Source organism: Mesorhizobium shangrilense (assembly GCF_040537815.1).
Lineage (GTDB): Bacteria > Pseudomonadota > Alphaproteobacteria > Rhizobiales > Rhizobiaceae > Mesorhizobium > Mesorhizobium shangrilense.
On record NZ_JBEWSZ010000001.1, the window covers coordinates 4873516 to 4889672 of the forward strand.

The window sequence follows — 16157 nt, forward strand, 5'->3', positions numbered from 1 at the left end:
ACGGAAACCGCGTCACGCTTTCCTGGAATTGCTCTCGGACAGCGCCACCTTACTCCAGCTTGCGCGGCCTTTCGACCCGAGTGCCGGACCCCCACAAGGCGCGCTTCAACAGGCTGCGTTTGCGCGCGATGAGGTCGATATCGCTGACCAATTTTGCGCCGCCCTTGCGCCGCTCGAGCGTGATCTTTCGCGTGTGGAAGGCTTCCAGCTCGGCGCGGTGTGCCACGCTGATCATGGTGATATCAGGCAATTCACGGATCACCGTTTCCATCAACCGGTCCTGGCTCTTTTCATCGAGGGCCGAGGTCGCTTCATCCAGCACGACGATGTCGGGACTATGCAGCAGCAGGCGCGCGAAGGCGAGGCGCTGTTTCTCGCCACCCGATAGCGTCTGGTCCCATGGCGCTTCATCCTTGATCCGGTCGGCGAGATGGCCGAGGCCGACCTTGTCGAGGGCAGCCTTGATCCGTTTGACCGTCCACTTCTCGGCCGCCGCGGGATAGGCGACCGCGCGGCGCAGCGTGCCCGAGGGGATGTAGGGGCGCTGCGGGAGCATGAACAGTCGTTTGTCGGGGTGGAAATTGACGCTGCCGCTCCCCCAAGGCCACAGGCCGGCGATCGCCCGCACCAGTGTCGATTTGCCCGAGCCGGATTCGCCGGACACCAGCACCCGCTCACCGGGTTCGATCACCACCTCGGTCTCCTTGACCATGGAGGTGCCGTCGTCGAGCGTCACCGAGAGATTGTCGAGGGAGAGCATCGCGTCGCCCTCGGTCTCACCATGCTTGATGCGTCCCAGATCGTCGCTCTTTTCGGCGCGCTCCAGCCCGTCGAGCGACATCATCAGCGAGGCGGCGCGGTGTGCGGAGGCGTTCCAGTCGGCCAGACGCGGGTAGTTGTCGACCAACCAGCCGAATGCGCCCTGAACGATGGCGAAGGCGGAGGCGGCCTGCATGACCTGGCCGAGCGACATCGAGCCTTCAAGGAATTTTGGCGCGCACAGCAGAACCGGTACGACCGGCGCGAACAGGCTGGAGCCCTGCGAGACCAGCGCCGTGCGCATGTGCTGGCCGGTCAGCTGCGCCCATCGCTTGAGCACGCTGGCAAAGGTCTTGTCGAGGCCGCTACTCTCCTCTTCCTCGCCGCCAAGCAAGGCGATGCTCTCGCCGTTTTCACGCACGCGCGTCAGCACGTAGCGGAATTCGGCTTCCGCCTGGTTCTTCTTCTCGGAGAGCTGGACAAAATCGCGGCCGATGATGAACATCGAGGTGGAGGTGATCGCGGCATAGAACACCGCGGTAATGACGAGGAAGCCGGGAACGGTGACGGTTGAGCCGCCGATCGGCAAGGTGAGCGCGCCGCCGATCGTCCACAGCACCACGATGAAGGTCGAGGCCGACAGGAAAGCGGAAATGACGCCTGCGACGAAATCGACGGGCGACTCGGTGGCGACCCGCAGATCGTCCGACAGGCGGGCCTCGGGGTTCTGGTGGTCGCCTTTCACGAGGTTCAACTGATAGTAGCGGCCGCTGGCCAGCCAGCGCGCTATGACCGAAGTGGTCAGCCAGGACCGCCAGCGGCGCTGCATTGTCATGCGCAGGTAGACCTGTGCAACGACAAGGCTCATGCTTCCGAGCATGAGCGGCACAAACACTGCGCTCAGGACATAGACGGTGTGGGCGTCGCGCTTCTCAATGGCGTCGAAAATCGCGCGGTTCCAGACATTGATCCCGTATTGGAAGCCGACATTGATGCCGATCAGGATCAGCAGCCCGAGCGTCAACGGCCAGGCGAGCCTGTCGCCGTGCCGGGCCCAATAACCTCGCCCGCTCATCCAGAAGCGCCTCAGCAGGTATTTCTTGCGGGCCTGTTCGGACTCCTCGGGCGTCAGTTCCAAATCGGGTTCGACGGCATCCGGGGGCGGCGCCGCCTCGCCGACGATCTCCGATGCGGCTTCGACTGTAGACGCCTTCTTTTCGCGCGACTTTTCCTCACGTGGCTCTTGTCGTCGCGGCTGTCCTCGACGCGGCTTCAGGGCGCCGCGCGGCTCGATGCGGTCGGCCGGTTTCATTTTGGATTTCGCCTCGGACATACGCCCGATAACGACCTCAAAATCAAAAGGTTTCATAACGTCCGCTTGAGATGAAAGCGCGCCCAACAGCGCCCGTCATTCAGGGTACAGCAGATCGACGACATGGTCGGCGATCGCCAGGCTCGCCGTCAGGCCAGGGCTTTCAATGCCGAACAGATTGACGATCCGGCCGGCGCCATGATCGGCAGGCCCCTGCACCATGAAATCGGCGGCCGACTGGCCGGGACCGGAGAGTTTCGGCCTGATGCCGGCGTAGGCGGGCAGCAGGGCACCGGCGGCAAGATCGGGCCAATAGCGCCTGATCTCATCGTAGAAGACCGCGCTTCGAACGGGGTCGACCGTGTAGTCCACGCTGTCGACCCATTCGACATCCGGACCGAAGCGCGCGCTGCCGCCAAGGTCGAGGGTCAGATGCACGCCGAGCCCGCCATCGACCGGGACCGGATAGATCAGCCGGGAAAAAGGCGAACGGCCCGAAAGGGCAAAATAATTCCCGCGCGCCAGCCACAAGCGCGGAATGCGGTTTTGCGGAAAGCCCTCGATACGACCAGCCAAAGCCTGTGCGTCGAGGCCAGCGGCGTTGATCAAGGCACCGGCCTGCAGCGCGAAGGGCTCGCCATCGGCATCCTGCGTGCGGATTTCGATCCCGTCGGGTGTGGCTGTGGCGCCGGTAACGGTGGTGAGGAACGCAAATGAAGCGCCGGCTGCTTCCGCATCGCCGCGCAGCGACAGCATCAGTGCGTGGCCGTCGATGATGCCGGTAGACGGGGACAGCAATGCGCCGGCGCAGTTCAGCGCGGGTTCGAGGCTTTGAGCCTGCGCCCGTGTCAGCAATTCGAGGTCGGTTACGCCGGAGCGTTCCGCATTGGTCCGGATCGCCGACAGCTTGTCGAGTTGCACGGGCTCGACGGCGACGATCAGCTTGCCGGTGCGCGCATGGCCGATGTTGCGGTCGCGGCAGTAGGCGTAGAGCCGTTCGCGCCCTTCAACGCAAAGCCGGGCCTTCAGGCTTCCCGGCGCATAATAGATACCGGCGTGGATGACTTCGGAGTTGCGCGCGCTTGTGCCGGTGCCGATGGCATCGGTCTTTTCAACCACCAGCACCGAGCGCCCGGACACAGCGAGCGCCCTGGCGACGGCAAGGCCCACGACACCCGCCCCGGCGACAACGCAGTCGACTTCGTGCATGGGCTGTTTCCCCGGAGCGGCCGATCCTAGATCTTCGCGCCCGCTTCGAAAACACTGGCGCCGTCGATCCAGACGCCCTTGACGTCGAGGTCATCCGACAGCGCAACGATGTCGGCGGCGGTGCCGTTGGCGAACCGCCCGAGCCGATGCGACTGGCCGATCGCCTGCGCCGGATAGAGCGAGGCCATGCGCAACGCCTCGTCGAGATCGAGGCCGATGACGCGGTGGACGAAGCGCACCGCCGATATCATGTCGAGGTCGGCGCCGGCCAGCGTGCCGTCGGCCAGCCGCAAGGTGCCATCCTTGCGGAAAACGGTGCGGCCGTTCAGCGTGAACGAGGTCATGTCGGTGCCGATCGTCGCCATGGCGTCGGTGACCAGGACAATTTTCGCCGGCCCCTGCTTGGCACGCAAGGCGATCGCCATGGTGGCGGGGTCGACATGGATGCCGTCAGCGATGATGCCGGCCGACAGGGTGCCGATATCGATCGCAGCACCCGCAAGCCCCGGCTCACGGTTGCCGATCTGGCTCATGGCGTTGAACAGATGGGTGACCATCGATGCCCCGGCATCGGCGAAGTCGCGCGCGCTGGCATAGCCGGTATCCGAATGGCCGAGGCTGACGACAACGCCCGCCTTGGCCAGGACGGCAACGCGGGCAGGGTCGACGGATTCGGGCGCGATCGTCGTCAGCAGCACCGGCAGCTGTTGGCGCGCGGCGATCAGCGCCGCCTGGTCGGCATCCGTCATCGGCCTGATCAGCTTCGGATCATGCGCGCCCTTGCGGGCGATCGACAGATGCGGGCCTTCGAGATGCAGGCCAAGGAAGCCCGGCACCTTCAGCCGCGCGGCTTGCGCCCCGGCGGCAATCGCTGCAGCGGTGATCTCCGGCGTGTCCGTGATCAGCGTCGGCAGCAGCGCCGTCGTGCCGAAGGGCGCATGTGCCCGGCAGATGGTTTCGATCGAGGCAACGTCTGGATGGTCGTTGAGCATGACGCCACCGCCGCCATTGACCTGCAGGTCGACGAAGCCGGGTGCAAGGATGCCGCCGCCGGTGTCGACCTTGCTGATATCGGAGGGGACAGCGCCGGCAGGCAAGATGGCCTCGACGAGGCCATCGCGCACGACAAGCGCGTGGTCTTCATGCCAATCGTCGCCGTCGAAAATGCGGGCGCCAGTCAGGGCAAAACGATCGCTCATACTGTTTCCGTCACCTTGCGAAGATTGCGCGGCGCGTCCGGATCGAGGCCGCGATGGCGGGCGAAGGCCTCGACGAACATGTAGAAGGAGACGATCAGCGTCAGCGGATCGGTCAACGGGTGGCCGGTGGCGACATGCGGCAGGCGCGTGGCGCGATTGGCAAGCGCGGAGGTGACGAACACCGGTGCGCCCTTGGCCGCGAGGCTGTCGGCGGCCTCGGCGACGGACGGTTCGGAAGCGTCGCGGGCGGCCAGCGCCAGCACCGGAAAGTCCGGGCCGATCAGCGCCAGCGGGCCATGCATGACTTCGGCGGCGCTATAGGCCTCGGCATGCATGCCGCAGGTCTCCTTGAACTTCAGCGCCGCCTCGTTGGCCATCGCCGCCGACGGGCCGCGGCCCAGGATGAACAGCGACTTCTGCTTCTCGATCGTCTCGGCCAGCACGCTCATCCAGTCGCAGGCGATCGCCTTGCCGAAGTGCTCGGGCAAGCGGGCAAGGGCGGCCAGCAGCGCATCATCGCCGGTGGAGTGCGCCATCAAGGCGAGGCCGGCGACGGCGGAATTGATGAAGGTTTTGGTCGCCGCGACGCTGCGCTCGGGTCCGGCCAGGATGTCGATGGAATAGTCGCAAGCGCGTGCCAGCGGGGAGTCGGCGGTGTTGGTGATGGCGACTGTCAATGCGCCGCCTGCCTTCGCCGCTTCTGCCATGGCGACGATGTCCGGGCTCTTGCCCGACTGCGAGATCGCCAGGCAAGCGGAACCGTTGAGCCTGAGCTTGGCGCCATAGATCGAGGCGATCGACGGGCCGACCGACGCGACCGCGAGGCCGGCGGTGAGTTCGACGGCATATTTCATGAAGGTTGCGGCATGGTCAGAGGAGCCGCGCGCCACGGTGACGACGAAGTGCGGGTCACGTTCGCGGATGCCGCGACCGGCCTCCGTCAGTGCCGCCCCTGACCCGTCGAGCAGGCGGGCGACGGCCTCCGGGATCTCTTCGATCTCGCGTCGCATATGGGTCATTTCTGTCGACATTGTCGGCACTGCACTCATGGTCGGCCCTCTTCGCTCGGCCCTGTCAGCCGCAGTTCGGCGACGAAATCATAGGCGTCGCCCCTGTAGATCGAGCGGGTGAATTCTATCACCTTGCCGCTCGCCAGATAGGAAATACGTTCGATGTGCAGGCCGGCAATGCCGGGCGGCACTTCGAGCAGGCGTGCGTCACCATCGCCGAGATTGGCGGCGGAAATGCGCTGCACCGCCCGCACCGGCCGGTTGCCGGTCAACTCCAGCGCCGCGTAGAGCGAGGAGCCGATCCCCGCCGGATCGGGCAGCACGCTGGCCGACAGCGAGGCGCGTTCGATCGCCAGCGGCGTGTCGTTGGCGATGCGCAGGCGCGCGACGCGCGCCACGAGTTCGCTGGACGACAGGCCGAGCACCATCATCTCGTCTGGCGAAGGCGCGTAAAGGCCACGGTCGAGCCAGGCCGAACGCACCGCCATGCCGCGCCGCGCCATGTCCTCGGTGAAGGAGGTCAGCCGCGACAGCGACTGCTCGACGCGTTCCATGCGCGGCGCCACGAAGGTGCCGGAGCCATGGCGCTGGACCAGGATGCCGCCCTTGACGAGGTCTTGCACCGCCTTGCGCACGGTGACGCGCGAAATGTCGGCCTTGGTGGCGATGTCACGTTCGGAGGGCAGTGCATCGCCCGGCCCGATCAGGCCGCGATTGACGGCGTCCTCGATGCTCTTGCGCAGCTGCAGATAGAGCGGTGCGCCGCTCTGCGACGATTGTTTCAGCGTGGCGAAGATCTGGTCTGCGGCATCGCTCATCGAGCCGCCTCCGCCCTGGCGAAAAGACGGGCCGCCATCTGTACCGCGCCGCCCAGTGCATCGTCGAGCGGCGGCTTCAGCAGCGCCTGGTAGCGTACCGACAGGCGCGGCGCGTAAAGCGGCGCCAGCCCGCCAAGCAGGCAGAGCGGCGCATCGCCAGCAAGATCGAGCGCGCCAAGCGAGGCTTCGACATCGGCGATCGACTTGTCGACGATCCAGTTGGCGACGCTGTCGCCCTTCGCCGCGTGCTCGAAGACCTTTGGCGCGAAGCCGCCGAAGTCGCCGGGCTTGGCATTTGTGGTGAATTCGACAACGTCCTCCGGATTGTTGCGGAAAACGGCGAGCATGCTGTCGGTCAGAGGCGAACCTTCGCGGACGCCGTCATAGGCAAGCAACGTCTGCTCCAGAAGGTCGCGGCCAATGCGGGCGCCGCTGCCCTGGTCGCCGACCTGGAACCCCCAGCCGCCGATCGCCCGCGACTGGCCATTCTTGCGCGCCATGTAGGCGGTGCCGGTGCCCAGGATCGCCATCGCGCCATCACCGGAACCAACCGCGCCTTCCAGCGCGATCTCGGCATCGGTCTCGACGCGGCTGATGCTGAACGGCAGGATTGCTTCGAGCTGCTGCCGGTAGGTGCCGACATTGGCGCCGGCGAGGCCGAGAATGGCGGGGGTTTGCGGGATCAAGTCCGGATCCTGGCCGGCGGCGATGAATGCCTGCCGCGCCGCCTCGACGATGTTCGTCCTGGCGCCGGTGAGGTCAGTGCGGATATTGGCGGCGCCGCTTTTGGCGCGGCCGACGACCGTGCCGTCCGCCGTTGCCAGGGCGGCCCTGCAGCTGGTGCCGCCGCCATCGATACCGAGCACGAAATTCACGCGATTTCTCCTCCGGCTTGATAATACCAATAAAATACCAATAGCCAAGGATTAATTTCCGTTTCAAAAAGATTAAGGCGTATTTTATTGAAAAACCTACGCATTTCGTCGGCTCACTGATTTCTGGACCGCGAATCCGTTAATGCATGTGGACAAGTGGTATTTTTTTGGTATTGTTTCCGAGGTTGGAGGAAATGGGATGGCCGAAACGCGCACAGAAGCGCTTCACCAGAATGCCAGGGGTCTGGATATCCAGGCTCCGGACGCCATCCTTTCCTCGCTCGCCGATGCGCAGATCGAGGCCGCCAAGGCCGTGCGCGGCGCCATTCCGGCCATTGCCCGTGCCGCCGAAGTCATCGCGAACCGACTGAACAGCGGTGGCAGGCTCGCTTACGCCGCCGCCGGCAGTTCCGGCCTGATGGCGTTGGCCGATGCGCTGGAACTGCCGGGCACTTTCGGCATCAAGCGGGAGCGCATCGCCATCCTGATCGCCGGCGGCGACGAAGCCTTCAAGACACTTGCCGGTGGCCCGGAGGACGATACCGACGAAGCCTCGGCTGCCCTTGCCAACGCCGGCATCGGCGAGGGCGACTGCCTGATCGCCATCTCCGCCAGCGGCTCGACACCCTATGCGGTCAGAGCCATCGAGGACGCGCGACGCCGTGGCGCTGCAACCATCGGCATCGCCAACAACAAGGACACGCCGCTGCTGCGGCTGGCAGACGTTGCCATCCTGCTCGAAACGCCGCCGGAGGTGATCGCCGGCTCGACGCGCATGGGTGCCGGCACCGCCCAGAAGATCGCGCTCAACATGCTGTCGACGCTGACCGCCATCCATCTCGGCCATGTGCATGACGGCTACATGGTCAACCTCATGGCCGACAATATCAAGTTGCGCGACCGCGCGGCGCGCATCGTCGCCGCCATCAGCGGGCGCGGCAAGGACGACGCGGCCCGCCTGCTGGAGAAAAGCGGCGGCGCGGTCAAGACAGCCATTCTGCTCGCCGCCGGCGCCGCCAGCGCCGATGCGGCCGAGAAGATACTGGAAGGGACCGGCCAGAAGCTGCGGCCCGCCCTTTCCGCGATCGAGGGGAGCAAGGGACACAAAACCCCTGTTCTCATCAAAACCGAACCTGAAAAAGGTCAACAGGGAGACTGAGCATGAAAACGAAACTACTGACGGCACTTCTTCTCGGTACAAGCATTCTCGGCTCGGCCGGAGTGGCCTATGCCGCCGACGTAACGCTCAACATCGAAAGCTGGCGCGGCGACGACCTTGCCATCTGGAAGGACAAGCTGATCCCGGCTTTCGAAGCCAAGAACCCCGGCATCAAGGTGGTGTTCGCACCATCGGCTCCGACCGAATATGACGCAGCACTTGGCGCCAAGCTCGCCGCCGGCTCGGCGGGCGACCTGATCAGCTGCCGCCCGTTCGACAAGTCGCTTGAACTGTTCAAGAAGGGCAACCTCGCCGATCTGACATCGCTGCCCGGCATGGAGAACTTCTCGCCCGTGGCCAAGGCCGCCTGGCAGACCGACGACGGCAAGGCGAGCTTCTGCGTGCCGATGGCCTCCGTGATCCACGGCTTCATCTACAACAAGGACGCCTTCGACAAGCTCGGCATCAAGGTGCCGGAGACCCGCGACGAGTTCTTCGCCGCGCTCGACAAGATCAAGGCCGACGGCACCTACATCCCGATGGCGATGGGCACCAAGGATCTGTGGGAAGCCGCGACCATGGGCTACCAGAACATCGGCCCGAACTACTGGAAGGGCGAGGACGGCCGCGCGGCCCTGATCAAGGGCACGCAGAAGCTGACCGACAAGGACTGGGTCGCGCCGTATGAAGAGCTGGCCAAGTGGAAGCCCTATCTGGGCGACGGCTTCGAAGCACAGACCTATCCGGACAGCCAGAACCTGTTCACGCTGGGCCGCGCCGCCATCTACCCGGCCGGCTCATGGGAAATCGGCCTGTTCAACACGCAGGCCCAGTTCAAGATGGGCGCCTTCCGGCCGCCGGTCGAGAAGGCCGGCGACACCTGCTACATCTCCGACCATACCGATATCGGCATGGGCCTGAATGCAGCATCGAAGAATGCCGATGCGGCCAAGACCTTCCTGTCCTGGGTCGCCTCGCCGGACTTCGCCACCATCTACGCCAATGCGCTGCCGGGCTTCTTCAGCCTGAACTCCTCGCCGGTGAAGATGGCAGACCCGCTGGCGCAGGAATTCGTCTCCTGGCGCGGCAAGTGCAAGTCGACGATCCGCTCGACCTACCAGATCCTGTCGCGCGGCACGCCGAACCTCGAGAACGAGACGTGGGTTGAATCGGCCAACGTCATCAACGGCACCGACACGCCGGAAGCTGCCGCCAAGAAGCTGCAGACCGGTCTCGACAGCTGGTACAAGCCGGCTAAGTAAGACTTCAGGCAACGGAGCCGGCCGGGCGCATGCCCAGCCGGCTCCGGATTATCCCAGATTGCGATTGTCGGCACCGCCTCCCGGCCTTACCCTCTTCTTCTCCGGGCAAGGCCAGCTGACTTGTCGCAAGCCTTGTCCTCCTCCGGGGACGGACACGGGCATTGCATCGAGGCTTTTTCTACCATCACACCCTTTAGAACCGAGAGACGGCGGGGACCGAACTCATGGCCGCAGAAATACGACCGAAACGACCGTTCCGCTGGCACATAGGCATCTTCCTGGCGCCGGCCGTGCTCGTCTATACGGCGATCATGATCCTGCCGCTGGCTGGTACGCTGCAGCTGTCGCTGTTTCGCAACATCGAGCAGCACCAGGTCTTCGTCGGACTGGAAAACTTCCGCACCCTGTTCGGCGACCCCAACTGGTCAGTGGGTTTCTGGAATGCGCTGAGGAACAACACCTGGTTCTTCATCATCCACATGCTGGTGCAGAATCCGATCGGCGTCATGCTGGCGGCGCTGCTCTCCAGCCCCAGGCTGAGATTCGCCGTCTTCTACCGCACGGCGATCTTCGTGCCGACGATCCTGTCCTTCGTCATCGTCGGCTTCGCCTGGAAGCTGATCCTGTCGCCGCTGTGGGGCGTGGCGCCGCATATGCTTGATCTTGTCGGCCTGAAAAGCCTGTTCACGCCATGGCTGGGCAAGGAGCAATATGCGCTGACCGCGCTCAGCCTGATCTCGGTGTGGCAGTTCGTCGGCATCCCGATGATGCTGATCTACGCCGCGCTGCTGTCGATCCCCGAAGAGGTGATCGAGGCGGCTGAATGCGACGGGATCACCGGCATGTCGCAATTCTGGAAGATCAAGCTGCCGCTGATCCTGCCGTCGATCGGCATCATCTCGATCCTCACCTTCGTCGGCAATTTCAATGCCTTCGACCTGATCTACACCGCGCAAGGGGCGCTCGCCGGGCCGAACTATTCGACCGATATTCTCGGCACCTTCCTCTACCGCGCCTTCTTCGGCTTCCAGTTGCAGGTCGGCGATCCCAACATGGGCGCTGCGATCGCCACGATGATGTTCCTGATCATCCTCGGCGGCGTCTGCGTCTACCTGTTCCTCGTGCAGACGCGCCTGCGTCGCTACCAGTTCTGAGGAGCAAGAGATGAGCACGGCCACCCGTTCCCTGCCCCGCACCATCGGCGCCCACGCGATCCTGTTGACCTATACGGCGATCGCGCTGTTTCCGGTGATCCTGGTCATCATGAATTCGTTCAAGTCACGCGCCGGCATTTTTGGCGCGCCGCTCACGCCGCCGACACCAAAGACATTCGACCTGATCGGCTACACCACCGTGATCGGCCAGGGCGACTTCATCCACTATTTCCAGAACAGCCTTGTCGTCACCGTCGCCTCGCTGTTCTTCGTGCTGCTGTTCGGCGCCATGGCGGCCTTCTCGCTGTCGGAGTACCGGTTTCGCGGCAATTCGCTGATGGGTCTGTATCTGGCGCTCGGCATCATGATCCCGATCCGGCTCGGCACCGTCGCCATCCTGCAATTGATGGTGGCGAGCGGGCTGGTCAACACGCTGACGTCGCTGATCCTGGTCTACACCGCGCAAGGCTTGCCGCTGGCCGTCTTCATCCTGTCGGAATTCATGAAACAGGTGTCCGACGACCTGAAGAATGCAGGACGCATCGACGGCCTGTCGGAATACACGATCTTCTTCCGGCTGGTGCTGCCGCTGGTGCGGCCGTCGATGGCGACGGTCGCCGTCTTCACCATGATCCCGATCTGGAACGATCTGTGGTTCCCGCTGATCCTGGCGCCATCGGAAGAGACCAAGACCGTGACGCTGGGCGCGCAGCTGTTCCTCGGCCAGTTCGTCACCAACTGGAACGCGATCCTGGCCGCACTCTCGCTGGCGATCATGCCGGTGCTCATCCTCTATGTCATCTTCTCGCGGCAACTGATCCGCGGCATCACCTCCGGAGCAGTCAAGTGAGTTCGCAGAAACCTCTTCGTGTCGTCGTCGCCGGACTCGGCAATATGGGCCGCAGCCATGCGCTGGCCTATCATAACAATCCGGGCTTCGAGATCGCCGCGCTGATCAACCGCTCCGACGTGCCACTGCCGGACGGGCTTTCCGGCTACGGCATCCGCCGTTCGTTCGACGAGGCGCTGCGCGACGAAAAGCCCGATGTCGCCTGCATCGCCACCTATTCGGACAGCCATGCCGACTATGCGGTGAGGGCGTTCGAGGCCGGCTGCCATGTCTTCGTCGAAAAGCCGCTGGCAACGACAGTGGCCGATGCCAAGCGTGTCGTCGCGGCCGCCAAGGCCAACGGCAAGAAACTGGTGATCGGTTACATCCTTCGCCATCACCCGTCCTGGATCAGGCTGATCGCCGAAGCGCGCAAGCTCGGCGGCCCCTATGTGTTTCGCATGAACCTCAACCAGCAATCCTCGGGCCATACCTGGGAGACGCACAAGCAGCTGATGCAGACGACCTCGCCGATCGTCGATTGCGGCGTGCACTATCTCGACGTGATGCTGCAGATCACTGACGCCAAACCGGTCGAGGTGCGCGGCATGGGGCTGCGGCTGACCGAGGAGATCGCGCCGTCGATGTACAATTACGGCCATCTGCAGGTGCTGTTCGACGACGGTTCGGTCGGCTGGTACGAGGCCGGCTGGGGGCCGATGATTTCGGAGACGGCCTTCTTCGTGAAGGACGTGATTTCGCCCAATGGCTGCGTGTCGATCGTGATGAAGGAAGGCGTGAAGTCCGACGACATCGACACCCACACCAAGACCTCGACCATACGCCTGCACAGTGCCGCGACCGGGGCGGACGGCAAGTTCCTCAAGCAGGACGAGATGCTGTCGATGGCGGGCGAGCCCGGCCATCAGGATCTCTGCGACCTCGAACAGGCCTTCGTGCTGAAGGCGATCCGCGAGGATCTGGATCTCACCAAACACATGGACGACGCGGTGAAATCGCTCGCCGTCTGCCTTGCCGCCGACGAGAGCGTGCGCAGCGGCGCTGCCGTCAAACTCTAAGACGAGTCGAACTCTAGAACAGGGACGAAGCCGTGGGCTCGCTGAACATCGAGAACGTGAAGAAGGCCTTCGGGCCGGTCGAGGTGCTGAAGGGCATCAACCTCGAGGTGACGGATGGCGAGTTCGTCGTCTTCGTCGGCCCGTCCGGCTGCGGCAAGTCGACTTTGCTCAGGGTCATTGCCGGGCTGGAGGATTCGACCTCGGGCCGGGTGGTGATCGACGGCGTGGACGTCTCCACCATACCGCCAGCCAAACGCGGCATCGCCATGGTGTTCCAGACCTATGCGCTCTACCCGCATCTGACGGTGAAGAACAATATGGGCCTTGGCCTCAAGCAGGCAGGCACGCCGGCGGCCGAGATCGAGCGGCGCATCGGCGTCGCATCGGCGATGTTGTCGCTGGAGCCCTATCTCGGAAGGCGGCCGGCCGAACTGTCCGGCGGCCAGCGCCAGCGCGTCGCCATCGGCCGCGCCGTGGTGCGCGAGCCCAAGCTTTTTCTCTTCGATGAGCCGCTGTCGAATCTCGATGCGGCGCTGCGCGTCAACACGCGTCTGGAGATCGCGCAGCTGCATCGCCGGCTGAAGGCAACGATGATCTACGTCACCCACGACCAGGTCGAGGCGATGACGCTGGCCGACAAGATCGTGGTGCTGAACGCCGGCCGGATCGAACAGATCGGCGGGCCGATGGAACTCTACAACGCGCCCGCCAACGAGTTCGTCGCCGGTTTCATCGGCTCGCCGAAGATGAACTTCATTGATGGCGCCCGGCTTGGCGAGACGGCCAAGACCATCGGCGTGCGTCCCGAGCATCTGACCGTCGATCCGAAGTCCGGGGCCTGGAAGGGAACCGTGGTGCATGCCGAGCATCTCGGCGCCGACACCAATCTCTATCTCGACTGCGAGAAGGCCGGACTGATCACCGTTCGTATCTTCGGCGTCTACGATGCAGAACCCGGCGCGACCCTCTATGCGACGCCGGATCCGGCCCGGACGTACAGGTTCGGCGCCGACGGGAAAGTGCTGAAATAGCCGCCTGGGAGATGGCGCGGCGGCGTCATCTCGCCTTTGCGATCTGCCTGGCGATGGCGCGGGCCTGGATGCCGGCGCTGTGGAAATAGCTGGTCAGGCTCGGCCGCATGCCGATGAACCATAGGCCGGGCTGGCCGGTTGGCGTGCCGCCATTGGCCTTCGAGACGCCCTTGCCGTCGAGGACGCCGAGATCGCCGACCATGGTTTCGAGACCGCTGCGATAGCCGGTCGCCGCAATCACCACGTCCGGCTCGATGACCTTGCCGTCGCTCAGGCGCACGCTTTTGCCGCTGAAGGACGCCACCGGCGCGACCACCGTGATACGGCCGGCCTTGAGTGCCGCCACGGCACCGTCGTCGACCGCAATGGCGATCTGTTCGGCGCCGAGGCGGCTCGCACCGCCCTTCGGCGCCGGCGGCAAGCCATGGCGCGTGAGGTCGCCAAAGATGAGACGCTGCGTTGCCGAGATCATCGTGTCGACGACCGATGTCGGCAATTGCGCCATGATGCCGGCGAAGCGATGGACGGCCACGCTGCCGACCCGCTTGGGCAGCAGCGATGGCCCCTGCCTTGCCGACAGCCATATCTCCTTGGTGTCGACACCGGAAAGATGGTTGAGCACATCGAAGCCTGAATTTCCAGCACCCACCACCAACACGCTCTTGCCCGCATAGGCCTGCGCCGCGCCGAACTCGCCGGCGTGGATGAGCCGGCCCTGAAAGGATTTTATCCCGTCCCAATCCGGTATCCACGGCAAGCGGTCACGCCCCGTGGCCACGATCACCTGGCTGGCCCGACGCACGCCCTCGATGGTGTGCACAAGCCAGCCGCCATCCTTGCGCTCGATGCGCTCGACGGTCGTGCCAAATTCGACAACGAGGCCCCGCTCAGTGGCAAACCGTTCCAGATAATCGACGATGACGCCCTTGTTCGGGAAGGCGGGGGTACGGGGCGGGTAGGAAAGCCCCGGCAGCATGGAAAGCGCCCGGTGGGTGTTGAGGTGCAACTGCTCATGCCGGCACCGCCACGGCTCGGCGAGCCGAAACTCCTTCTCCAGGATGACGACCGACACACCATGGCCGCGCAGCGCATCGGCGGCTGCCAACCCGGCGGCGCCCGCGCCTATGACGATCACCGGCTCGTTGGCTGCCGGCCCGGTCGTTGTTGCCGCCATTGCGTCGCGAATCCTTTTTCGATGCATTCCCGCCAGTTGCGCCCTATATGGCACTTGCGCGATATGGTCGATAATCAGGTCGCGTCAATGCGATTGATTCGAGGTCCGTGGGCTGGGGGATTTCGTGTTAACGGTGCATGGCCCAACGGGAAGGGTCGTGCGGAGAGATCAAAGCGGTGCAGCGTTCCTTGCGTGTCCAGCGGGACACGCAGCGCAGTAGCCGGCACGCGGAAGTTCGACCATGCCCCCCTTGCGCATCTATTTTGATCGCCTGCTCGAAGGCGCGGCGCCCAAGGTGGAACGGCGCGGACTAACTCTTGTCGAGCGGCTGGCGCTGGTTCGCCGGCATGGCGATTTCTCGCTTGCCTATTCGACCGCCGTCCAGGACAAGCTTTCCTATTTCGGCGATACCGACGGCTACATCGCCTTCGGCACCAAGATGAAGCACCACTTCGCGCTTGGCGATCCGGTGGTGGCTCCAGCCCTCCGGCCCGACTACATCAGGCGCTTCGTCGAGAGCGCCGGCAGCCCATGGTTCGTGCAGATCGGCGAAGAGACCGCGCGGGTGCTGGCCGAGCTCGGCTACAAGATCAATCGCCTGGGCGTCGACACCCGCCTCAATCTGCCCGAACATGATTTTTCCGGCAAACGCAACGAGACCGTGCGCTATTCCGAGCGCTGGCTCTTGAAGAAAGGCTTTTCGTTCGACGAGGACAGGCGCACGGTCCCCCTCGACGAGATCGCCCGGCTTTCCGGAAACTGGCGCGGCGACCGCATCGTCAAGCGATGGGAGATGGGTTTCCTCAACCGCCCGTTCTACGACAATCTCGGCAAAGACATGCGCCGTTTCGTGCTGTACGACCCGGACGGTGACCTTGTCGCGCTGCTCGATTTCGACCCGCTGTTTCGCGACGGCAAGGTCATCGGCTACACGACGGCCTTCAAGCGCAAGCATGTCGGTGCCTCGTCGCATGCCGAGATCGGGCTGACCAAATTCGCCGTCGACCGTTTTCGCGAAGAGGGCATCTCGGTCGTCACGCTCGGCCTGTCGCCGATGCTCGACATCGGGTCAAGCGGATTTGCCGAGAGCGATTTCTGGCGCAATGCCTTCCAGCGTGCCTATGACTCGCCATGGGTCAACCGCCGCCGGTTCAACCTGCAGGGCCAGGCGGCATTCAAGCGCCGCTTCCATGGCGCGGAGGAGCCGGTCTATATCGCCTTCCGCGAAGGGACTTATGTCGAGATGCTCGGGCTGTTGCGGCTGGTCAAGGCGATTTGAAGTTCTGG

The 16157-nt window shown here is 64.3% G+C and carries 14 protein-coding genes; 7 read left to right on the forward strand and 7 right to left on the reverse strand.

The genetic code is table 11. The annotated features are described in order from the left end of the window. Positions 1-49: 49 nt before the first annotated feature. From ABVQ20_RS23500 to ABVQ20_RS23525, 6 genes are all read right to left on the reverse strand, one after another. Positions 50-2092, reverse strand: a complete 2043-nt coding sequence (locus ABVQ20_RS23500) for an ABC transporter ATP-binding protein/permease (protein ID WP_354462256.1) — start codon at positions 2090-2092, stop codon at positions 50-52. A 75-nt stretch (positions 2093-2167) separates the two neighbouring features. Beyond that, the gene (locus tag ABVQ20_RS23505; RefSeq protein ID WP_354461856.1) at positions 2168-3280 is read right to left on the reverse strand and encodes an NAD(P)/FAD-dependent oxidoreductase; all 1113 of its coding nucleotides are present in this window, start codon (positions 3278-3280) and stop codon (positions 2168-2170) included. A 26-nt stretch (positions 3281-3306) separates the two neighbouring features. After that, positions 3307-4479 (reverse strand): N-acetylglucosamine-6-phosphate deacetylase, encoded by a 1173-nt coding sequence (nagA, locus tag ABVQ20_RS23510; protein WP_354461857.1) that lies wholly within the window; start codon positions 4477-4479, stop codon positions 3307-3309. Next, entirely contained in the window at positions 4476-5510 is a 1035-nt protein-coding gene (locus tag ABVQ20_RS23515) for an SIS domain-containing protein (protein ID WP_354462257.1), read from the reverse strand. Before ABVQ20_RS23515 ends, nagA begins: the two co-directional genes overlap by 4 nt. A gap of 14 nt (positions 5511-5524) precedes the next feature. Beyond that, a complete protein-coding gene (locus ABVQ20_RS23520; protein WP_354461858.1) occupies positions 5525-6307 on the reverse strand; it encodes a GntR family transcriptional regulator in 783 nt (260 codons plus the stop codon). Continuing rightward, on the reverse strand, positions 6304-7182 hold the full coding sequence (locus ABVQ20_RS23525; protein WP_354461859.1) for a glucosamine kinase nucleotide-binding domain-containing protein: 879 nt from the start codon (positions 7180-7182) through the stop codon (positions 6304-6306). The genes ABVQ20_RS23520 and ABVQ20_RS23525 overlap by 4 nt, the downstream gene beginning before the upstream one ends. Positions 7183-7381: 199 nt before the next feature. Here ABVQ20_RS23525 and ABVQ20_RS23530 point away from each other — a divergent pair, with 199 nt between their 5' ends. The 6 genes from ABVQ20_RS23530 to ABVQ20_RS23555 all read left to right on the forward strand — a co-directional run bounded on the left by ABVQ20_RS23530 (position 7382) and on the right by ABVQ20_RS23555 (position 13696). Continuing rightward, positions 7382-8341, forward strand: coding sequence for an N-acetylmuramic acid 6-phosphate etherase (locus ABVQ20_RS23530; RefSeq protein WP_354461860.1), 960 nt, complete (start codon positions 7382-7384; stop codon positions 8339-8341). A 2-nt stretch (positions 8342-8343) separates the two neighbouring features. Next, the gene (locus tag ABVQ20_RS23535) at positions 8344-9603 is read left to right on the forward strand and encodes an ABC transporter substrate-binding protein (RefSeq protein WP_354461861.1); all 1260 of its coding nucleotides are present in this window, start codon (positions 8344-8346) and stop codon (positions 9601-9603) included. A 224-nt stretch (positions 9604-9827) separates the two neighbouring features. Beyond that, positions 9828-10757 (forward strand): carbohydrate ABC transporter permease, encoded by a 930-nt coding sequence (locus tag ABVQ20_RS23540; RefSeq protein ID WP_354461862.1) that lies wholly within the window; start codon positions 9828-9830, stop codon positions 10755-10757. 10 nt (positions 10758-10767) lie between these two features. Continuing rightward, complete coding sequence (locus tag ABVQ20_RS23545) at positions 10768-11607, forward strand: carbohydrate ABC transporter permease (protein ID WP_354461863.1); 840 nt, start codon at positions 10768-10770, stop codon at positions 11605-11607. Beyond that, on the forward strand, positions 11604-12665 hold the full coding sequence (locus ABVQ20_RS23550; protein ID WP_354461864.1) for a Gfo/Idh/MocA family protein: 1062 nt from the start codon (positions 11604-11606) through the stop codon (positions 12663-12665). The genes ABVQ20_RS23545 and ABVQ20_RS23550 overlap by 4 nt, the downstream gene beginning before the upstream one ends. Positions 12666-12697: 32 nt before the next feature. Next, positions 12698-13696: an ABC transporter ATP-binding protein gene (locus ABVQ20_RS23555; protein ID WP_354461865.1), complete on the forward strand. Its 999-nt coding sequence runs from the start codon at positions 12698-12700 to the stop codon at positions 13694-13696. Between the two features lie 25 nt (positions 13697-13721). Here ABVQ20_RS23555 and ABVQ20_RS23560 read toward each other — a convergent pair whose 3' ends face one another. Then, positions 13722-14870 (reverse strand): flavin-containing monooxygenase, encoded by a 1149-nt coding sequence (locus ABVQ20_RS23560; RefSeq protein WP_354461866.1) that lies wholly within the window; start codon positions 14868-14870, stop codon positions 13722-13724. A gap of 241 nt (positions 14871-15111) precedes the next feature. On the opposite strand from ABVQ20_RS23560, the gene ABVQ20_RS23565 reads away from it, so the two are divergent. Then, the gene (locus ABVQ20_RS23565; RefSeq protein ID WP_354461867.1) at positions 15112-16149 is read left to right on the forward strand and encodes a phosphatidylglycerol lysyltransferase domain-containing protein; all 1038 of its coding nucleotides are present in this window, start codon (positions 15112-15114) and stop codon (positions 16147-16149) included. The last annotated feature ends 8 nt before the right edge of the window (positions 16150-16157 follow it).